The 20,131-nt window shown below is 70.4% G+C and carries 19 protein-coding genes; 10 read left to right on the plus strand and 9 right to left on the minus strand.

All coding sequences use genetic code 11. From position 1 onward, the window contains the following. Positions 1 to 301 precede the first annotated feature (301 nt). The 3 genes from OG496_RS19575 (at position 302) to OG496_RS19585 (ending at position 3,470) form a co-directional block, all read left to right on the plus strand. Positions 302 to 1,264, plus strand: coding sequence for an ABC transporter ATP-binding protein (locus tag OG496_RS19575; RefSeq protein WP_405976648.1), 963 nt, complete (start codon positions 302 to 304; stop codon positions 1,262 to 1,264). A gap of 170 nt (positions 1,265 to 1,434) precedes the next feature. Beyond that, on the plus strand, positions 1,435 to 2,151 hold the full coding sequence (locus tag OG496_RS19580; protein WP_366491395.1) for an ABC transporter permease: 717 nt from the start codon (positions 1,435 to 1,437) through the stop codon (positions 2,149 to 2,151). 17 nt (positions 2,152 to 2,168) lie between these two features. Beyond that, on the plus strand, positions 2,169 to 3,470 hold the full coding sequence (locus OG496_RS19585; protein WP_405971792.1) for a sensor histidine kinase: 1,302 nt from the start codon (positions 2,169 to 2,171) through the stop codon (positions 3,468 to 3,470). On the opposite strand, the gene OG496_RS19590 is transcribed toward OG496_RS19585, so the two are convergent. Further along, positions 3,448 to 5,010, minus strand: a complete 1,563-nt coding sequence (locus OG496_RS19590; RefSeq protein WP_405971793.1) for an alpha-L-arabinofuranosidase B — start codon at positions 5,008 to 5,010, stop codon at positions 3,448 to 3,450. The genes OG496_RS19585 and OG496_RS19590 overlap by 23 nt on opposite strands. Positions 5,011 to 5,367: 357 nt before the next feature. Here OG496_RS19590 and OG496_RS19595 point away from each other — a divergent pair, with 357 nt between their 5' ends. Beyond that, complete coding sequence (locus OG496_RS19595; RefSeq protein WP_033281879.1) at positions 5,368 to 6,000, plus strand: response regulator transcription factor; 633 nt, start codon at positions 5,368 to 5,370, stop codon at positions 5,998 to 6,000. 18 nt (positions 6,001 to 6,018) lie between these two features. Here OG496_RS19595 and OG496_RS19600 read toward each other — a convergent pair whose 3' ends face one another. From OG496_RS19600 to OG496_RS19625, 6 genes are all read right to left on the minus strand, one after another. Beyond that, the gene (locus OG496_RS19600; protein WP_405971794.1) at positions 6,019 to 6,783 is read right to left on the minus strand and encodes a class I SAM-dependent methyltransferase; all 765 of its coding nucleotides are present in this window, start codon (positions 6,781 to 6,783) and stop codon (positions 6,019 to 6,021) included. A 223-nt stretch (positions 6,784 to 7,006) separates the two neighbouring features. Further along, positions 7,007 to 7,960, minus strand: coding sequence for a GNAT family N-acetyltransferase (locus tag OG496_RS19605; protein WP_405971795.1), 954 nt, complete (start codon positions 7,958 to 7,960; stop codon positions 7,007 to 7,009). 136 nt (positions 7,961 to 8,096) lie between these two features. Next, a complete protein-coding gene (locus tag OG496_RS19610) occupies positions 8,097 to 8,927 on the minus strand; it encodes a hypothetical protein (RefSeq protein WP_405971796.1) in 831 nt (276 codons plus the stop codon). Next, a complete protein-coding gene (locus tag OG496_RS19615; protein WP_366491168.1) occupies positions 8,927 to 9,475 on the minus strand; it encodes a SigE family RNA polymerase sigma factor in 549 nt (182 codons plus the stop codon). Before OG496_RS19615 ends, OG496_RS19610 begins: the two co-directional genes overlap by 1 nt. Before the next feature lie 51 nt (positions 9,476 to 9,526). Beyond that, the gene (locus OG496_RS19620) at positions 9,527 to 11,083 is read right to left on the minus strand and encodes an MFS transporter (RefSeq protein WP_405971797.1); all 1,557 of its coding nucleotides are present in this window, start codon (positions 11,081 to 11,083) and stop codon (positions 9,527 to 9,529) included. A gap of 102 nt (positions 11,084 to 11,185) precedes the next feature. Next, positions 11,186 to 12,403, minus strand: a complete 1,218-nt coding sequence (locus OG496_RS19625; RefSeq protein ID WP_405971798.1) for a lipid-transfer protein — start codon at positions 12,401 to 12,403, stop codon at positions 11,186 to 11,188. A gap of 203 nt (positions 12,404 to 12,606) precedes the next feature. On the opposite strand from OG496_RS19625, the gene OG496_RS19630 reads away from it, so the two are divergent. Together OG496_RS19630 and OG496_RS19635 are read left to right on the plus strand one after the other, a co-directional pair. Next, a complete protein-coding gene (locus tag OG496_RS19630; protein WP_405971799.1) occupies positions 12,607 to 14,340 on the plus strand; it encodes an MFS transporter in 1,734 nt (577 codons plus the stop codon). 110 nt (positions 14,341 to 14,450) lie between these two features. Continuing rightward, positions 14,451 to 15,101: a class I SAM-dependent methyltransferase gene (locus tag OG496_RS19635; protein WP_405971800.1), complete on the plus strand. Its 651-nt coding sequence runs from the start codon at positions 14,451 to 14,453 to the stop codon at positions 15,099 to 15,101. 2 nt (positions 15,102 to 15,103) lie between these two features. Here the strand turns inward: OG496_RS19635 and OG496_RS19640 are convergent, their stop codons facing one another. After that, positions 15,104 to 16,084, minus strand: a complete 981-nt coding sequence (locus OG496_RS19640) for an alpha/beta fold hydrolase (RefSeq protein ID WP_405971801.1) — start codon at positions 16,082 to 16,084, stop codon at positions 15,104 to 15,106. A gap of 113 nt (positions 16,085 to 16,197) precedes the next feature. Here OG496_RS19640 and OG496_RS19645 point away from each other — a divergent pair, with 113 nt between their 5' ends. The 3 genes from OG496_RS19645 (at position 16,198) to OG496_RS19655 (ending at position 19,096) form a co-directional block, all read left to right on the plus strand. Next, positions 16,198 to 17,112 carry an N-acetylmuramoyl-L-alanine amidase gene (locus OG496_RS19645; protein WP_405971802.1) on the plus strand — a complete coding sequence of 305 codons (915 nt, stop codon included), beginning with the start codon at positions 16,198 to 16,200 and terminating at the stop codon, positions 17,110 to 17,112. An 86-nt stretch (positions 17,113 to 17,198) separates the two neighbouring features. Beyond that, on the plus strand, positions 17,199 to 17,972 hold the full coding sequence (locus OG496_RS19650; protein ID WP_366491161.1) for a hypothetical protein: 774 nt from the start codon (positions 17,199 to 17,201) through the stop codon (positions 17,970 to 17,972). Positions 17,973 to 18,091: 119 nt separating this feature from the next. Then, the gene (locus OG496_RS19655) at positions 18,092 to 19,096 is read left to right on the plus strand and encodes an LLM class F420-dependent oxidoreductase (RefSeq protein WP_405971803.1); all 1,005 of its coding nucleotides are present in this window, start codon (positions 18,092 to 18,094) and stop codon (positions 19,094 to 19,096) included. A gap of 19 nt (positions 19,097 to 19,115) precedes the next feature. On the opposite strand, the gene OG496_RS19660 is transcribed toward OG496_RS19655, so the two are convergent. Further along, complete coding sequence (locus OG496_RS19660; RefSeq protein ID WP_393757011.1) at positions 19,116 to 19,691, minus strand: hypothetical protein; 576 nt, start codon at positions 19,689 to 19,691, stop codon at positions 19,116 to 19,118. Positions 19,692 to 19,834: 143 nt separating this feature from the next. Here OG496_RS19660 and OG496_RS19665 point away from each other — a divergent pair, with 143 nt between their 5' ends. Then, positions 19,835 to 20,125 (plus strand): hypothetical protein, encoded by a 291-nt coding sequence (locus tag OG496_RS19665; RefSeq protein ID WP_033281865.1) that lies wholly within the window; start codon positions 19,835 to 19,837, stop codon positions 20,123 to 20,125. Positions 20,126 to 20,131 lie beyond the last annotated feature (6 nt).

Below are 20,131 nucleotides of genomic sequence, written 5' to 3' on the forward strand. Positions count from 1 at the left end.
CGTCCGCACCGACGCCCGTGACATTTGTCCTGCCCGAGTCCGTACATGCGCATCTGCCGGGCGAGGGGTGCGGATCCGTAGCGTCGTAGCCATGACACAGACAGGTGGGGCGGCGGGCCGGGCGGCACGTGGTTCGGCGGGCCGGGCGGCAGACGGGACTGCGGAACGAGTGGCAGGCGAGACGGCGGGCGCGGCGGCTGGCGGTTCGGCACGCCGGGCGGTCGGCGGTTCGGCGGGCCAGGCGGTCGGCGGTTCGGCGGGCCGGGCGGTCAGTGGGACTGCAGACCGGACAGAGCGTGCCGTGTCCTTCGTGGGGGCGGTCAAGAGCTTCGGCGCGGTGCGGGCCGTGGACGGGGTGGACCTGGAGATCGGGCGCGGCGAGACGGTCGCGCTGCTCGGCCGCAACGGCGCGGGCAAGTCGACGACGATATCCCTGCTGCTCGGGCTGAACGCGCCCGACGCCGGCACGGTCGAACTCTTCGGCGCCGCACCCGAGTTGGCGGTACGCAACGGCCTGGTCGGAGCCATGCTCCAGGAGGCGCGGGCGGTGCCCCGGGTCACCGTCGGCGAGCTGGTCGCCTTCGTCGCCCGGCGCTATCCGTCGCCGATGCCCGTCGCGCGGGCCCTGGAGCTGGCCGGTATCGGCGACCTGGCCGGGCGGCGGGTGGACCGGCTGTCGGGCGGGCAGACACAGCGGGTGCGGTTCGCCGTAGCGCTGGCGGGAAACCCGTCGCTGATCGTCCTCGACGAGCCGACGGCCGCCCTGGATGTGGAGGCGCGGCACGCGTTCTGGCAGTCGATGCGGGCCTTCGCCCGGCGCGGGCACACCGTCCTGTTCTCCACGCACTACCTGGAGGAGGCGGACGCGCACGCCGACCGGATCGTCGTCATCGACCGCGGCCGGATCGTCGCGGACGGCACCGGCGAGCAGCTCAAGCGGGCGGCCGGCGGCAGCCTCGTCTCCTTCGACCTGGCCGGCCGCGCCACCGAGGACCTGGCCCTGCTGCCCGGCGTACGGTCCCTCGAAGTCCGCGGCGACCGCGCCCTGTTGCGCACTGACGACTCGGACGCGACGGTGATCGCCCTGGCTGCGCGGAACGCGATCCGCGGCCTGGAGGTCACGCCGGCGTCCCTGGACGACGCGTTCCTGGCGCTGACGTCCCCCGAGGCCGACGTCCCGCGAACCGGAGTCGGCGCCATGGACCCGGTGGCCCTGAACGACACGTTCCTCGCCGACACCCGCGCCGGGACGGAGACCCGCTGATGCTCGACCGTCCACGGCTCGACGGCCTCCGCCCCCTGCGCCACGCGGACCTCGCGGCCGACCTCATCGCCGCGTCCGGCACGGACATCACCCGCCGCCGCAAAGCCACCCCCGCGTCCCCGAAACGCACCTCCCCTTCCCGCACCTCCCCCCGAGACGGAGCCCGTCCGATGTTCGACTACCTGCGGCTCGAAGTACGCCGAACCCTGCGCGACATCGGCTTCGTGATCGGCGGTATCGCGATGCCGGTGATGATGTACCTGCTGTTCACGAACCTCGGCGGTGACGACAGCGGCTACAAGGCCACGGCGATGGTCGGCATGGCCGCCTACGGCGCGGTCGGGTCCGCCCTCAACACCGGCGGCGGGGTCGCCGAGGACCGGGCGATCGGCTGGCTGCGGCAGCTGCGGGTGACGCCGATGACCCCGCGCCAGGTCGTGCTCGGCCGGGCGCTGACCGGTTCGGTGACCGTGCTGCCCGCGATCGTCGCGGTGCTCGCGGCGGGCGGTCTGGTGAACGGCGTACGGCTGGACGCCTGGCAGTGGGCGGCGATCGCGCTGCTGCTGTGGCTCGGCTCGATCCCCTTCACCCTGCTCGGTCTCGGCAACGGCTACGGGCTCACCTCCCAGACCACCGGCGTCGCGAACATGGCCTGCACCATGGGGCTCGCGGTGCTCGGCGGCCTGTGGTTCCCGATCAGCCTCTTCCCCGGCTGGCTGCGCGCGATCTCCCACTACACCCCGACCAACCGCTTCGCCGAGCTCGGCACCTCCGTCGCCGACGGGCACGCCCCGGCACTCGGCGCGATCGTGGTGCTGACAGCTTGGCTGCTCGCGTTCGGTTCGTACGCTGTGCTGGCGTACCGCCGGACCGGGCGGACCGTGTGACCGGGGGAGCGAGAGAGATGTCCTGGATGCGAGGGATCACCTGCCAGGTACGCCATTGGCGGGCGGAGCGGGCCCGGTGGAAGGCCGACATGGCGGAGTTCAAGGCCGCGCAGAAGGAGGCGCGCCGCAGGGGCGAGCGGCCCGAGAACCCGGGCCCGCCGCCGACCGGCTTCACCCTGCTGCCGTGGCTCCTGATGGGCATGGGCTCCTTCTCCAACCTCCTCCAGGGCAAGACCTCCAACCCCTGGATCGGCGGCCTGGGCCTGTTCGCCTTCAACTCCCTCTACATCTATGTGGTGTTCCGCTCCTTCGTGAAGGAGAAGCGCCAGGCGGTCTCGACCGTGGTCGCGCTGGTCGTGATGGGCCTGATCACCTGCGGCCTCGCCCTCGGCTACGGCGGCAGCTGGCTCTACTTCTTCCCCCTGCTCGGCCTCGCCACGGGCGCCGTCGTCCGCGGCCCGCGCCTCGGCCAGGTAGGCCTCGCCCTGACCGCACTCGCCGCCGCGGTCTCCGTGTACCGGGCCGGCTGGGACGCGATCAACATCGCGTACGGCACGTTCCTGTCGACGATGGTGACCGCGGCGATCCTCTCCCTCTCCGAAGCCGTACGCGAACTGCGCGCCGCCCGCGAGGAGTTGGCCCGCCGCGCGGTCGAGAAGGAACGGATGCGGTTCTCCCGCGATCTGCACGACCTGCTCGGGCACACCCTCTCGGTGATCGTCGTGAAGTCGGAGGCGGCCCGGCGCCTCGCACCCCGCGACATGGAGGCGGCGCTCGGCCAGATCACCGACATCGAGGCGGTGGGCCGGCAGGCGCTCACCGAGATCCGCGAGGCGGTCACCGGCTACCGCGAGGGCAGCCTCGCCACCGAACTGGACCGCGCCCGCTCCGCCCTGTCCGCCGCCGACATCGACCCGGTCGTCCGGCAGTCGGGCCCGCTCCTGACCCCGCAGAACGAGGCCCTGCTGGGCTGGGTGGTCCGCGAGGCGGTCACCAACGTCGTACGGCACAGCGGCGCGACCCGCTGCGAGATCACGTTCGACGGGGTCATGGACCGCGTCCGCCTGACGATCGCGGACGACGGACCAGGGGACAGCCTGAGGGACGGGAACTCCCCTGCGACCGGCCCCGCCGAGAGCATCGGCGGGACCGGCCTGAAGGGCCTGACGGAACGCCTCGCGGTGGCGGGCGGCTCCTTGCAGGCCGGCCCGTCACCACGCGGCGGCTTCACGGTCACCGCCGAACTCCCGGTGGAGGCAGCGGAGTTGACGCCCTCTGTCGTGACTACGGCTGGGTCTACGGCGCCCAGGGAGCCGTGACGACCCAGCTCACGTCGTCCGTCCACGAGGTGGCGCTGTCGAAGGCGTTGGAGCCGCCGTCGCTCGCGATGTAGACGTTGTAGTTGTAGTGCCGGAGGTATCTGGTCGGGTAGTTGTACGACGCGAACGAGGTGCCCGTGCCGCTCTTGCCGGTCGAGGCGCAGAACGTGGCGTCCTGTCTGAACTGCGTTGTCCCGACCATGGGTTGGCGGTAGAGCTGGTAGTTGTAGTGGCGCAGGAAGTCACCCGGGTAGTTGCGTGACTCGAACGAATAGCAGGAGCTGTCGGCGAGTCCCCTGCGGACGATCCAGGTGGCGTCGCCCTTGTCGAGCGCCGCGCTGCTCGACGTGATGGCCGAGAGGACCGCCGCGTTGTTCTGGTGGCGGATGTAGTCGCCGGTGCAGCACGAGGTGGTCGCGCGCAGCGAGATCTCCGAACCGGCCGCCAGCGTCCCGGTGGTGCCGGTCGAGGCGCCGTAGCCGACGGACACGATGTTCGCCTGTACGGAGTCGTCGGCGGCGTCGGTCGGGATGCCGGCGGTCATGACGCCCTCGAAGAACGAGCCGATGGAGCCGTTGCTGTTGTCCCCGCCGGTGCCCAGGACGATCGCGCCTTCCTGATGCATGGGCGAGTAACCGCTCGTGGTGGGTTCACCCCCGGAATAGGAGGTCGTGAGACTCCCCGACTGCGCGTTTCCGGATTTCAGCGCGAAATGGTCCTGACCGTTGTTTTTCAGCAAAGCGGTGACGAACGGTATCGCGCCGGTGCCGGTGTTCGCGGTGTTCTTGCTGTACCCGGAGTCCGACTGGAACAGCCCGTTCTCCAGGTCTGCCTGCACCCAGGGGCCGCCGCCGTAGCAGGGCGAGAACCAGCACTCTGTACCGAAGTTGATCGCGTCCATGTGACCGTTGCCGGTGTCCTGGTTGTTGGTCTCCGCGTTGCCGTAGTCGAAGCAGCAACTGCCGTTGACGTGGGTGCCGGACGTCACCATGTACATCCCCTCGGCGGCACCGTTGGTGGCCACGCCCGAGGTGGAGTTGTCGCGGTAGCCCATGCCGGCCGAGATCTCCAGGCCGTAGACCTGATGCCCGCCGGCGGTCACCGGCAGCGCGTCCGCGGGCGCCCCGACATCGGCGACGCCGGCACCGCCCGCGCCCTCGATCGTGAGGTCGTTGTGGCGCGCGGACTGGTCGTAGATCTTGGTGATGATGCAGGTCGTACCGGCACAGAACGAGTCCTGCGCCGCCGCGTTGGCATACCCACCGGCCGCCAGCAGGCCGATGTTCGCGGTGGCGCTGTCGGAGGCCCGCTGCACCTGGTACAGCGAGCCGTTGTACGACGAGTAGAGCGCCCTGACGAGACTGTGCGCGGCGACGCAGGGCGTCCCGGCGGTGGCGTAGATGTCGCACGGCAGCGAGGTGGCGGCCGACGCCTGCGGCACGCCGACGGCCAGCGCGAGGACGGTCACGAGCGCGGACAGCGCGGCGAGGGTGGCGTTTCTCAGCCGGCGCGGCCGGGTGCGGAGGAATCTCAGGAACACGGTGCACCTCTTCTGTTGCGGGTAGGGCGGTGCGGGTGGTCGGTGCGGGCTGTTCGGAGTTGAAGCGCGGGTGGAGCCGGGTGCTCGGAGTTGCGGCGCGAGCGGCTGGTCGATATACCGAACGCCGTTCGATCGATATACCGAACCCATTCGCGATCGAAATGTCGAACTGTCGAGAGCTTGTCGAAAGGTTTCCGAAATCGGCCCGGCATCCGGGAATTCCGAGGTGATTGCAGAATGCCGAGGCGATTGTTTGCCCGCAGCCGGGGACCGTCAAGACTCGCGGACGCGAACAATGAAGAGTTTTTGACAACCGCCCCGAGGTCCCCCGGGCCTTACTCTTGCCCCGTGGATGAGATGCCCCGGGACCACCGGCCCGCCAAGTCCGTCAGAGTGCTGCTCGCCGAGGACCAGGGCATGATGCGCGGCGCCCTCGCCCTGCTGCTCGGCATGGAGGCGGACCTGGAGGTCGTCGCCCAGGTCGGGAGGGGTGACACGATCGTGGACGCCGCCCTCACCCACCGCCCCGACGTCGCCCTCCTCGACATCGAACTCCCCGGCATGAGCGGCCTGGACGCCGCCGCCGAACTCCGCGAACAGGCCCCGGACTGCCGGGTGTTGATCCTCACGACCTTCGGCCGCCCCGGTTATCTGCGCCGGGCGATGGAAGCGGGCGCGGCGGGCTTCCTGGTGAAGGACGGCCCGGTGGAGGACCTGGCCGCCGCGATCCGCCGCGTCCTCACCGGCGAGACGGTCATCGACCCGGCCCTGGCCGCCGCCGCGCTGAGCGCGGGCCCCAATCCACTCACCGCCCGCGAGTGCGACGTCCTCAAGGCCTCGGTGGACGGCGCGACGGTCTCCGACATCGCCACGAAGCTCCACCTCTCCGAGTCCACGGTCCGCAACTACCTCTCGTCAGCGATCGGCAAAACAGGCACCCGCAACCGCATGGAGGCCATGCGGGAGGCCCGACAACAGGGCTGGCTGTAGCCCCCCGCCTTCCCCGCCCTAGGCTCCGGACCCCCGGCGGAACAACGCCGTCCAGAGGAAGTCCTCCCCGAAGCGGGGCGCGGCGTCCGGTTCATCGCGCATCCGGCGCAGCTCGACCACCCCCAACTCCCCGAATATCCACCGCAGTTCATCAGCCATGTAGGCCAACCCGCCCTGAAGCCCGGAGCCGCGATAGAGCTCGGCATCGGGCAGTTCGCACCCCACACCGCCGGCGGCGAAGCACGTGAGCGCGAAGTGCCCGCCGGGAGCGAGGACTTGGTCCAACAGGGCGAGGTAGCTGATGCGCCGGTGCGGGGGCAGGTGGTGAAAACAGCCGGAGTCGTAGACGAGGTCGTAGGGGCCGGGGAGTTGGGTACCGGCGAGGGCGAATATGTCCCCGCAGTGGAATCGGGCCCGGATTCCCGAGGCGTGCGCTCGCTCCTCCGCCCACGCGACAGCCGTGGGCGACAGATCCACACCGTCCACCTCGAAGCCGCGCGCGGCCAGTTGGAGCGCGTTGCGCCCCGGGCCACACCCCAGGTCCAGGGCGCGGCCACCCTCAGCTATCAGCCCCTGGTCGAGATACCCGACCAGGTTCTCGTCCGGCTTCGCCACGAAGAACGGCACCGGCTTGTCACGGTCGGCATAGAACCCGTCCCACCAGGAGGCAGCCCCGGAGGTCCAACGATCGGCCTCCGGCGCGAACAGCCCGTCCAGGAGCCGGAGTACGTCATCGACCGTCCGAATGTCACGCCCACGCTGGTTCCGATCCGTCCGGTCCATCCGGCCCCCTCTCAGATGCGCCGATCGTAGGAGCGAACGGACCGAAAACCCAGGTCAGCAAGCATCTGGGAAGTTCGCACGAACCCCGTCAACTCCCCTGTACCGGGCGGGAGTCGACGCCTAAAGGGCACCACCCCAGCGGCGCGGTGAAACCACGCCGGCACCCCGCCCGAGGGCCACCAGGACGGCAGTCCCGGTCACGCCGACCGCACTTTTCAAGAACTCAGCCCACGCCCGCAGCCTTCACAAGCGGCGCGTCCCGCGACAGCTCCCGGAATCCGAGGCCGTAGTAGAGCCCGCGCGCCCGGGGATGCCCCGGCGCGCCCAGGCAGGCGACCGTCATGTGTGTGGCCCCGGACGCTCGCGCCCGGCGCATCCCGTGCAGGAGCATCGCCCTTGCCAACCCCCGGCGCCGGTGGGCCGGGTGCGTTCCGACCGGCTCGAACTCCGCCGTCCTGTTCACCTCGTCGAGCCACATGATCGTCGACGAGGCCATCGTGCCGTCCGGTGCCTCCACCAGGATGTGGAGGTCGCCGCGGTATCCCGGTGCCTGTCGGACACCCTCGTAGCTCTCGGCCGTGTATGCCGAGGGGGCCCAGGCGTCGAGATGGGCCTGGACCGCGGCCTCGGGGCCGGCCTCGTCGGCGGTGCGGAACCTGAACCCCGCTGGAAGTACCGGCTGTTCCACATCCGTCAGGTCCCGCTCGTTGAGCTGGGTCCAGGACCCGGTGTCGCCGAGCGCGGCCGAGTCGGTCTCGTAGCCGTGTGCCGCCCATCGCTTCAGGGCGGACTCGTCGGAGGCGCTGGGCATCACCGTCCGCTCGATGCCCGCCGCCGTGCCGTCGTACCAGTCGATCACCTCGTCGATCAGCTCGGCATGGTCGGGGTGGACCTGATACGTGAGGCAGGCGTCGGTGATGTCCTTGACCGACCCGTCGTTCCGCCGCAGCCGGTGCGGAAGCCGGGCCCAGCCCCACGCCACCAGCTCCCCGCCGGAGAACCACAGCCGACGCGGCCGGCCCCTGTCCTCGTCGGCGCGCCCCTTGCCCCAGTTCCAGGCCAGCTCGCCGAACATCGCTTCGGCGTTCACCAGCTCCGGGCGGACGGCGGTGACACGCTGCGCCAGCCCCTGCATGAGCCGCAGGTCCGCGGCGGTGACAAGCTCGACGTTCGTCATAGTGCGCCACCGTGTCAGAGCCCCGCGAAGTCGGCGAACCGTTTTCCGGGGCGCCGACGTCCATCGCCGCGCGTCACGACACCCTGAGAGCCAACACACCCTGCTTCAGAGCCAGTTCAGCTCCCCCACTGCGGCGCTACTTCGTCACCTTCACCGAGTCGAACGTCGTCCCCTCCGGCCCGACGCACACGAACCAGTCGGACGGTGAACCGGCCACCGGCCGGATAGCCGACTCGTCGCTGTTGACGTCGGCGCCCTCCGCGACCCTGCGGGCGACGGTCGAGCTACCGTCCTTCCAGCTGCACGTGACCTCCTGGGCGGTCTTGGCGACCTGGCCGATCACCAGGCGCTGGGGGGTGGTGTGCTTCGGGTCCAGGGAGAGCGCGACCGATTCGAGGTCGGTGCCCGCCATCCTGTCCTTCGTGTCGACCGAGTTCTCCGTGAGGACGGACTCCTTCCCGTCCCCGATGGTCCGGCGCGCGAAGAACGAGTACTTGCCGACCAGTTGGGACGACTTGCTCGCGTCCACCGGCACCTCGCCGAACGCCTTCATGCGCTGCAACTGGGCCCAGGCCTCCCCCTCGGTGCGCGGGGCGCCCCACACGTCGACGGTGATCTGCCACTCCTTGCCGCCGATGTCACCGATGCCGATCACGGTCCCCTGCGGCTCGTACACATTCCGCTCCTCCGGAGTCAACGGCTCGGTCGACTGCTGCTTCACCGCCGGTGACACCTCGACCCCGTTCCCGTCGCGCAGCCCGGCCAGGGCGAGCGTGCCCGACCCGCCGACGATCACCAGTGCCGCGGCCGTGGCGAGTGCCCAGCGGCGGGCCCGGCGTCGGCGGCCGCCGCGGATCACCGCCTGGTAGGGGGCTATACCGATCTCGACCTCGTCCGCGGCGTCGGCCAGCAGGAGGGCGATGTCTCTGTCCGTCATGGTCTGGTTCGTCTCCCGGTCCGCGCTCATCACTTCCGCCCTCCCTGCGTCACCATCTCGGCGAGTCCCGGTATGGCGCGGAGTTTCGCGATCCCCTTGGCCGCGTTGCTCTTCACCGCGCCGACCGAGCAGCCCATCGCCTGGGCCGTCTGTGTCTCGGTCAGGTCCTCCCAGTACCGCAGCACCACCGCCTCCCGCTGCCTCGGCGGCAGTTGGGCCAGTGCCTGCAACAGCGCGCTGCGGTCCTCGGCCTGGGCGATGCGGTCACCGGTGTCGGCGATCTCGCGCGCCAGGCCCGAGTCGTCCTTGGGCGCCAGGAACTCCTTGAGCCGTCTGCGGTGTTTGCGTGCGTGCGCGTTGATCATCACGCGCCGTACGTACGCCTCCGGATCGTCGGCCGCGCCGACCTTGCGCCAGGCCACAAAGGTCTGTTCGAGCGTCGACTGGACCAGATCCTCCGCGGCGTGCTGCTCCCCCGTCAGAAGAAATGCCGTCCGCATCAGCCGCGGCCAGCGGCCGATGACGAAGCTCTGGAACCCGTCATCCCGAGCCTCCCGAGCCTGCTTGCGATCCCCCATGGGCACCTCCTAGATATCTAAAGGAGTCCACGAGCCGCCCGGACCGTTGCCTCACTTCTCGAAACTCGTGGAAGCCGCGCCGTCCGAAGCCACCCCCGGGTCCGCGCCCACCACGACCTCCCCGTCCGCACTCGCGCTCACCCGCGCCACAGCAGGCCCCGCCCCCCTCCCCCACGGCAGCCACACCACCATCAGCACCACCCCGCCGAGCAGCACCCCCGCCCCCGTACGGAACGCCAGCGCATACCCCTCGGTCAGCGCCTCCGGCGTACCGCCACCGCCGCCCGCCACCCGCGCCGTACGCGCCGCAGCGATCGTCGACATCACGGCGAGCCCCAGCGAACCGCCCATCGTGCGCGAGGTGTTGACCAGCCCGGAGACCAGCCCGGCCTCCCCCGGCGCGGCCCCGGACGTGGCGAGCGCGGCGAGCGGCGTGGCCGTCAGACCCGCACCCAGCATCATCAGGATTCCGGGGAACATGATCTCGGTCAGGTAGTCGCCCCGCGCGGTCATCAGGGACTGCCAGCCGAAGCCCACCGCCGCGAGGAGCGTCCCGATGACGGCCACGTTGCGCGCGCCGAGCACCGGCATGAAGCGGGGGGCCGACTTGGAGCCGAGGAGGACCGCCAGCGAGCTCGGCACCAGCGCGAGCCCCGCCTCCAGCGGTGTGTAGCCGAGCACGTTCTGTGTGTACAGGGTCATGAAGAACCACATGCAGAACATCGCGGAGCCGCACAGGAACATCGCCGCGTTCGCCGACGACACCGCCCGTGCCCGGAACAGCCCGAGCGGCATCAGCGGAGCCGCCGTACGCGCTTCGACGACGAGGAAGAGCGCGATCAGCGCGAGTCCGGCGGCCAGCGGAAGCAAGGTGGCGGTGGCCGTCCAGCCCCTGGCCTCGGTCTGCGAGATGCCGTACGCCAGCACGCCGAGCCCGGCCGTGACCAGGACGGCGCCCGGCAGGTCGAGCCGCCGCCGGTCTCCGGCGCGGCTCTCCGGAAGCCAGCGCAGGGAGCTGAGCAGCACCACGGCGCCGACGGGCACGTTGATGAGGAGCACCCACCGCCAGGACAGCGTGTCCACGAGGACCCCTCCGACGAGTCCGCCCGCGGCCCCGCCGCCGGCGCCGACCGCGGTCCAGGTGGCGATGGCCCGGGCGCGGGCCGCGCCCTCCGCGACCGCCGAGGTGACGATGGTCAGCGTCGAGGGTGCCAGCACCGCGGCCCCCAGTCCCTGGACGGCCCGGGCGAGCAGCAGCTGCCAGCCGTCCTGGGCCAGTCCGCCGCACAGCGAGGCGAGGGTGAACAGCGCGAGCCCGACCAGGAACATCCGCTTGCGGCCGTAGAGGTCACCGGCCCGGCCGCCGAGGAGCATGAACCCGGCGAAGGCGATGGCGTACGCGTTGACGACCCACTGCAGCCCGGACGCGCTCATCCCCAGGTCGGTCCGCATCGACGGCAGCGCCACGTTGACGACGGAGACGTCGAGCACGACGAGGAACTGCCCGGCGCACGCGAGCGCCACGACCAGCCAGGCGGGCGGTGCCGCGCCGTGCGGGAACAGGCGGGATATTCGGGAGACGTCAGCGGCTCGGGGCATGGTGGTCATACTCTCAACCGGCCCGCGCCCCTTGCATCGGCATTTCGCCCGGGTCGTGGGACGGCAATAGGACCTAGACCACAGGGCCCCGTAGGACCTACACCACAGGACCTACCTCAGGGCCTGCGTCGCCCGCAGCAAGGTCACCACGGCCGCCCCGCCCAGCCCGATGTTGTGTGCGAGCCCCACCTCGGCCCCCGGCACCTGCCGCTCCCCCGCCGTCCCCCTCAACTGCCAGACCAGTTCGGCGACTTGGGCGATCCCGGTGGCCCCCAGCGGATGCCCCTTGGATATCAGCCCGCCGGACGGGTTCACCACCCACCGCCCGCCGTAGGTCGTCCCGCCGGACTCGACGAGCTTCCCGGACTCCCCGGGCTCGCACATGCCGAGCGCCTCGTACGTCAGCAGCTCGTTGATCGAGAAGCAGTCGTGGAGTTCTACGACGTCCACGTCCTCGATGCCGAGTCCGGACCGTTCGTAGACCTGGCGGGCGGCGGCCCGGGACATGGGCTGGCCGACGACGTCGACGCACGAGCCGGACGCGAAGGACTCCTCGGTGTCGGTGGTCATCGCCTGGGCGACGATCTCGACCAGCGAGCCCGCACCCGCACCCGCACCCAACTCCCGCTGCTCCGCGAAGCGTTCGGAGACCACGACCGCCGCCGCGGCACCGTCCGAAGTCGGTGAGCACTGAAGCTTCGTGAGTGGGTGGTGGACGACGCGCGCCGCGAGGATGTCGTCGACGTCGTACACGTCCTGGAACTGGGCGTACGGGTTGTGGGCGGAGTGCCGGTGGTTCTTGGCGGCGACGGCGGCGAGCTGCGCCTCGGTGGTGCCGTACTTCTCCATGTGTTCGCGGGCCGCGTCGCCGAAGATCTGGGCGGTGGGCGGGGTCATCTCGAAGCCGTGGCGGGCGGCCATGACGCCGTAGTGCCGGGCGACGGGGGACGTGGAGAAGTCACCGCCGTCCGCTCCCCCGCCCAGCGAGCCCCTCTTCATCTTCTCGAAGCCCAGTGCCAGCACGCAGTCCGCCGCCCCGCCCTCCACCAGCTGCCGGGCCAGCATCAGCGCGGTCGAGCCGGTGGCGCAGTTGTTGTTGACGTTGTAGACGGGGATGCCGGTGAGACCTAGCTCATAGGCGGCGCGCTGGCCGGCGGTCGAGGGCTGGAAGCAGTAGCCGACAGGAACCTGTTCTACGTCGCCGTAGGAGATCCCGGCGTCCGCGAGGGCGGCGTTCCCGGCCTCCCGCACCATGTCCCAGTACTGCCACTCCCGGGTCTCGGGCTTCTCGAACCTCGTCATCCCGACGCCTGCGACATAGGCCTTCATGGCGGGCGAGATTAGAACACGTTCCAGTGAATGACCAGACCTGACGAGAGGTCAGATATTCATGGGACGGTCAAGGATTCGTTAGTACGCCGAAGCATCGGAATAGTTGCCCATGCATACGAGGTTTACCGTGCACTTATCCCGCACGGATCAGTCCGCCCCGCACGGATCACGCCACACCTACGGCCTGGAGGCCCTACTCCATGACGCACACGTCGACCGACCAGCCCGCACGGAGGCCGTCCGGCGCCGTCGTGCCGGTGCTCGCCTTCGCGGGCATCGTTGTCGCGGTGATGCAGACCCTGCTCGTCCCGGTCATCAAGGACCTGCCGCAGCTGCTGAGCACCGAGCCCAGCAACGCCACCTGGGTCCTGACCTCGACCCTCCTCTCCGGAGCCGTCGCCACGCCGATCATGGGCCGCCTCGGCGACCTCTACGGCAAGCGCCGGATGCTGATCCTCAGCCTGGCCATCATGGTCGTGGGAGCGCTGGTCAGCGCCCTCACCAGCGACCTGCTCACGATGATCGCGGGCCGCGCGCTCCAGGGCTTCGCGATGGGCGCGATACCCCTGGGCATCGGCCTGATGCGCGACATGCTGCCCCGCGAGAAGCTCGGCTCGGCGATGGCTCTGATGAGTTCCTCGATCGGCGTCGGCGGCGGCCTCGCGCTGCCCGCCGCGGCGCTCGTCGCCCAGCATGCCGACTGGCACGCCCTCTTCTACGGCGCGGCGGGCCTCGGTGTTCTCGCGATCGCGCTCACCCTGCTCGTCGTACCGGAGTCCCCGATGCGCGCCGAGGGCACCTTCGACGTGCTCGGCGCGATCGGCCTGTCCGCCGGTCTCGTCCTCTTCCTGCTCCCCATCACGAAGGGCAGCGACTGGGGCTGGACCTCCGGCACCACGCTCGGCCTGTTCGCCGCAGCAGCCGTCGTGCTCCTCCTCTGGGGCGTGATGGAGCTGCGTCTGAAGGCCCCGCTGGTCGACCTGCGCACCACGGCCCGCCCGGCGGTCCTCTTCACCAACCTCGCCTCGATCATGGTCGGCGTCTCCTTCTACGTCGTCTCCCTCGTCCTGCCCCAGCTCCTCCAGCTGCCGAAGTCCACGGGCTACGGCCTCGGCCAGTCGATGGTCACCGCCGGTCTGCTGGTCGCTCCGCTCGGCCTGACGATGATGTTCACGGCCCCCGTCTACGCCCGTCTCTCGGCGAAGTACGGCCCCAAGGTCACCCTGATCCTCGGCATGCTGATCATCGGCATCGGCTACGGCGCCGGCCTCGGCCTCATGAGTGCGGCCTGGCAGTCCCTTGTCATCGCCGTCGTCCTCGGTGCGGGCATCGGACTCGCGTACTCGTCGCTTCCCGCGCTGATCGTGGGGGCGGTGCCGGCGTCCGAGACCGGTGCGGCGAACGGGCTCAACACCCTTATGCGGTCCATCGGTACGTCCGTGTCCAGCGCGGTGATCGGGATGGTGCTGGCGAACACCGCGAACCATGTGGGCGGGGTCGCCATCCCGACCATGCACGGGTTCCACGTCTCGTTCCTGATCGCCACGGGTGCGGTTGCTGTCGGCCTGTTGATGGCGCTGTTCCTTCCCAAGCCGAATCGGGCGCCGCAGTTGAACTTCAGCAGCGAGGAGGAGGCGAACCTTGAGCGGGCCGAGGAGGTTCTTCGGGGGTTCCGGGGGCGGGTTCTCGGTGCGGACGGGTCGCCTATCGCCCGGGCCAAGGTCACGCTGATCGACCGTCGTGGTCGGCAGGCCGGGGCGACGCTCTCCGAGGAGGACGGGAGTTACGTCCTCGCTGTGCCCTCGCAGGGGGCGTATGTGCTGGCGGCGCGGGCTTCGGGTCATGGGCCGCTTGCCTCGTCCGCGACGCACGGCGGGGACGAGATCCCGGTGGACCTGGATCTGTCGTTGCCCGGCGAAACCGTCAGCGCGTAGTCGGTAGTTGTTCGTCTGCGGGCGCGTGGGGGCTGGTCGCCCAGTTCCCCGCGCCCCTGAAGAAGTAGCCTGACCGCGCCCACAAGTCGGCCAGTACTGAAGGAACCGCCATGCCCCTGGCACCCAAGCCCGAGATCCTTGCCGCGTTCGAGGCAGCCAAGGGGTTCATGCCAGCCGGTGAAGGGCTCGCCCTGTACGCCGCCGCCGTAGAAGCCGGAGGCCTGGGCCTCCCCCTCCTCGAAGTCGGCACGTACTGCGGGCGCTCCACACTCCTCCTCGCCGACGCTGCCCGCGAAGCCGGTGTCACGGCGCTCACCCTCGATCACCACCGGGGTAGCGAGGAGCAGCAGCCGGGCTGGGACTATCACGACCCGGAGACCGTCGACCCGGAGATCGGGCTGATGGACACGCTGCCCACCTTCCGGCGCACCCTGCACAAGGCCGGGCTGGAGGAGCACGTGGTCGCGCTCGTCGGGCGGTCGCCGCAGGTCTCGCGTATCTGGGGCACGCCCCTCGGCCTCGTCTTCATCGACGGTGGGCACACCGACGAGCACGCGAACGGGGACTACGAGGGCTGGGCGCCCCATGTCGCCGAGGGCGGGCTGCTCGTGATCCATGACGTGTTCCCGGACCCGGAGGACGAGTTCACCGGGCAGGCCCCGTACCGGGTGTATCTCCGGGCGCTGGAGTCCGGCGCGTTCACGGAGGTCTCGGCGACGGACTCCCTGCGTGTCCTACGGCGCACCGATACCGGTATCTGAGATCAACTCGGCAGCCCGGCAAGCCAGTTGAGCAGGTGCTGGTTGACCTCCGCCGGGCGCTCCTGCTGGATCCAGTGGCCGCAGCCCTCCACGATGTGCGAGCCGCGCAGGCCGGGCAGGGTCACCGGGTAGGCGGCGATCGCGTCGGACAGCCAAGTGGTGGAGGCGTCCAGGGAACCGCCGAGGAACAGGGACGGCTGGGCGATCGGTGCGCCGTCGTAGGCCACCAGGTCCTCCCAGTCGCGGTCCATGGTGCGGTAGCGGTTCAGGGCAGTGGTCAGGCCCGTTCGCTCGAACTCCCCCGCGTAGAGGTCAAGTTCATCCGCACCCAACCACGCGGGCGCCTCCGTCGGGAACCGGTCGCGCAGGGTGCCACCGCCACCCCTGCTCACGAAGTGCGGGTCGGGGGCGCCGGGTGCGGGCATCGTGTCGGCGGAGAAGGCGCCGTAGAAACCTGCCAGCCAACCGCGTACGTCCGGTTCGATCTCTGCCTCCGCCCGGCCGCGCTCCTGGAAGTACGAGACGTAGAACTCCTCGTCCCCGCCCATCCCCGCGAAGATCTCGCTGGGGCGCGGGCCGCCGCGCGGGGCGTAGGGGACGCTCAGCAGTCCTACGGCCCGGAAGACGTCCGGTCGGAGGAGGGCGGAGTTCGCGGCGATGCCCGCGCCCCAGTCGTGGCCGACGATCACCGCCGACCGCTCGCCGAGCGCGTGCACGACAGCCACGGCGTCGTCGACCAGGTCGAGCATCCGGTACGCCGACACGTCCTCGGGGCGCGAGGAGCGGCCGTAGCCGCGTACGTCGACGGCGACCGCGCGGTGGCCCGCCGCGGCCAGCGCCGGGAGCTGGTGGCGCCACGAGTACCAGGACTCCGGGAAGCCGTGGACCAGGAGGACCAGGGGGCCGGTGCCCTGTTCCACGAGGTGGATGCGGCCCGCGGGGGCGGGGACGAGCCGGTGCGTGACGTCCTTGACCATGGTCATGAGTCCTCCGGGACGGGGGCTGGTCCATCGATCCTCCGTCCGGGCCGGGAAGGCGCGCGACTCCTGTTGCCGCTTCAGCAAACCCACCCTGTGAGGCGGCTAGGGTGGCTCCCGTGTCGTACGTAGGTCCGGACTTCGATCCTCCGCAGCCCCGCCGTCCCCGCCGAGGGCCCCTGACCGTGGCGCTGGCCGCGCTGGTCCCGGGGGCGCTGATCGGGTGGTTCGTGTACGAGGCCGTCGGCGGCCCGGGCGACAGCTCGGGCAACACGGCCTCCGCCTCCGCCGCCTCGTCCAGCGCACCCGTGTCCCCGACGGGTACCGCGTCCAACGACGACAAGCCGCCGGGGCCAAGTCCCTTGAAGGGCAAGGTCGTTGTCATCGACCCGGGGCACAACGTCACCAACTTCCAGCACAGCGCCGAGATCAACCGCAAGGTGGACATCGGCACGAACTGGAAGGAGTGCGACACGACCGGGACGTCGACCAACGCGGGTTACGCGGAAGCCCAGTTCACGATGGACGTGTCCCACCGGCTGAAGGCGATCCTCGAAAAGCAGGGCGTCACGGTGAAGTTGACGCACGACGGTGACTCGCCGTCCTGGGGGCCGTGCGTGGACCAGCGGGCCAGGATCGGGAACGACGCGCACGCGGACGCCGCGATCTCCATCCACGCCGATGGCGCACCGGTCGGCGACCGGGGTTTCCATGTGATCCTGCCGGGCTCGGTCCACGCGGGCGGCGCCGACACCCGCGCCATCGTCGGCCCCTCCGCCGTCCTCGGGAAGGGCATCGCGGGCGACTACCGTCGCGCGACGGGCGAACAGTTCTCCAATTACATCGGCGAAGGTACCGGTCTCGTCACGCGTAAGGACCTGGGCGGTCTCAATCTGTCAACGGTTCCCAAGGTGTTCATCGAGTGCGGCAACATGCGCGATAGCAATGATGCTGCACTGCTGACGAACGGCGCCTGGCGACAGAAGGCGGCGCAGGGGATCTCTGAGGGAATCGTGAGTTTCCTGCGCGGGTAGCGATCAGTGGGCTGATCCGGGCGGACACCCTGACAGGGTGGACGATAGGGTCAACCGACGACGAGACGACCTACGAAGGACCTGAAGTGAATATCCGCTCCCTCACACGAGGCGACGGCGTGGTGATCGGAGCAGCGGTATTGCTCTTCATCGCGTCCTTCCTCAAGTTCTACACGGCCAACGGGATCGACCTGGACATCACCGCGTGGACGAGCCTCGGTAACGGCCTCGGCACCTACATGGGCGGCGTCATCGGTGCCGCTCTCGTCGTCGTCAACCGTTGTCTGCCGCAGCCGCGCAAGGTCGTGGGCCTGGACCTCGGGACAGTCGGCGTGGCGTTCACGGTTCTCACCGCGTGGGCCCTGTTCTGGACGCTGGTGGACGTCGGCGACAACGTCAGCGCCGGTGCCGGCCTCATCCTCGGCTTCATCGCCGCCCTCGTCATGGCCGGCGGCGCCATCGCCACCCCCCTGCTCCCGCCTCTCCAGGCCGCCCTCGTCCCGGCCCCCAAGCCGGCCGCCCCGCAGCCCTACGGCGCCCAGCCGCCCGGTGGTTACGGCTACCCGGGCGCCGGTGCGCCGCAGCAGCCGTCGTACGGCACTCCGCCGCAACAGGCGCAGGCCCCGCAGCCGTTCGGGCAGCCCGCGCCGGCTCCGGCCGGGGACTTCTCGCCGTTCTGGTTCGCGGTGCCGGTGGCCCGGCCGCTGTTCGCGGAGGACGGTTCGCCGTCGCCGATCGCCGAACTGGCGCCGGGTACCTGGTACTTGGCCGTGGAGCAGCGTGGTCCGGCGCTCGTCGCGCAGACCCAGGACGGCCGTCGTGGCGTCCTGCAGGACACGTCGGGGATCCAGCGCGGCTGAGTCCCCCGCCAGCGTTCACCGCGGCCCCTCGCCCTTCCGGGTGGGGGGCCGTTGTCGTACAGTCGCAGCCGTCGATCGATTGACTGACAGACCGTCAGATCAGTTGCTGTGGAGGCGATATGCGGCTCGGTCTCGCACTCGGGTACTGGGGGCGCGGGCCCTCCGCCGACCATGTGCCGCTGGCCCAGGAGGCCGAGCGGCTCGGGTACGACTCCGTGTGGACGGCCGAGTCGTGGGGCTCCGACGCCTTCACCCCGCTGACCTGGATCGCGGCGCGGACCTCAACGATCAAGCTGGGTACGGCCGTTGCGCAGATGGCGGCCCGCTCCCCGACCACCACCGCGATGCACGCGCTCACGCTCGACCATCTCTCCGGCGGGCGCGTGCTGCTCGGGCTCGGGCTGTCGGGGCCGCAGGTGGTGGAGGGGTGGTACGGACGGCCGTTCCCCAAGTCGCCGCTCACCGCGACCCGGGAGTACGTCGAGGTCGTACGGCAGGTGCTGCGGCGGGAGGCGCCGGTCGAGGTGGCCGGGCGGTTCCACGCGCATCCCTACCGGGGCGCGGACGGTACGGGGCTCGGCAAGGCGCTCAAGTCCATTACGCATCCCCTCCGTTCGGACCTGCCGGTGCTGCTCGGGGCGGAGGGCCCGAAGAACGTGGCACAGACCGCCGAAATCGCGGACGGGTGGCTGCCGTTGTACTGGTCGCCGAGCCGCCCCGAGGTCTACGGGACGACCACGTTCCGCGACGGCTTCCTCGTCGCGCCCATGGCGCAGGTGAAGGTCTGTGACAACGTGGCCGAAGGTCTTCTCCCCGTGAAGATGATGCTCGGCTTCTACATCGGCGGGATGGGGCACGCGGCCCGTAACTTCCACGCCGATCTGATGGCACGCATGGGGTACGAGGAAGAGGCCCGGCGGATACAGGAGTTGTTCCTCGCGGGCCGCCGGGAGGAGGCCGTGCTCGCCGTCCCGGACGCGTTCGCCGACGAGATCTCGCTCGTCGGACCGCGTGAACGGATCGCGGAACGGCTGGAGTTGTGGCGCAAGGGCCCGGTGACGGACCTGCTGGCCCTTGCGCCCGACGCGCACACGCTGCGGGTGCTGGCGGAGCTGAACTCCTAGGAGCCGCTCCAACTCATCGTCAGCCGCCCGCCAGTTGGCCTGCCGACGGCACCTTGTCGGTCACCTCGGCGCCGGCGCTCTTCCCGGCGTCCTTGACCTTGTTGATGATGTCGTCGAAGGAACCCGCCGTGGCATCCGTCGAGTCGCCCTTGCGGAGCTTGGACGGCAGGTCCTTGAGGGAGTCGATGCCGGCGCTGAGCGGCGCGACCGCCTTGGCGAGCGTGGGGTCGCCCTTGGCGTTCTTCGTGGCCGCCTTGAGCCGGTTGTACGCGAACGCGCCCGCGAGGCCCGCCTTGATGAGCGCGAACCTGCGTCCGCTCGCGCCCTTCTTGAACTTGCCCGCCTTCCAGGGCTTCACGATCCACTGGTAGGTGGCACCGGCGGCGAGGCCCGCGTTCGCGACGAAGCGGGTCTTGGCGAACTTCTGCCGTTCGGCGGAGGTGCTGGGGCTCGGGGTCGCGGCGGCGGCCGCAGCCACGACGGCCGCGGTGTCCTGCGTGGCGTCATCGGTGGCGCTGCCGCAGGCCGTGGCACCGGCGAGCAGGGCGCAGCACAGAGTGAGCGCCACGAAGAGGCGCCGTATCGGTACGGGCACGGGGTCCTCCGGGGTGTTCTCCCCGAGTGGGTGTCCTTACCCCGGCAGCCTGACCCGGCCCGGCCGCGCGCGCCACCCGGGCGGGACCGTACGGGTTTCGTCCGGCCGGGTTTCATCGCGTCGGAAGCGGCAATCCGCTTGGCATGTCCCCCTACTACCGACGCGGTTCGAACTCGGTCGGCAATGTCATCGTGATCATCGCCGACATCATGGCCCTCATCCTGGCCCTCTGGATTCTGATGTACCTGTTGGACGCCAACCGCGCGAACGACCTCGTGCAGTTCGTCCACCGCTCGGCCAACTGGCTCGCCGGCTGGTCCCGCGACCTGTTCACCTTCGACGAGGCGTGGGCGCGCGTCATCTGCGGCTACGGCCTGGCAGCGGTGGTGTACCTGTTCATCGGGCATGCGATCGCCAACAAGGTTCACCGCTGAGCACTG

The sequence above is a fragment of the Streptomyces sp. NBC_00988 genome (assembly GCF_045162645.1).
Taxonomy (GTDB): Bacteria; Actinomycetota; Actinomycetes; order Streptomycetales; family Streptomycetaceae; genus Streptomyces.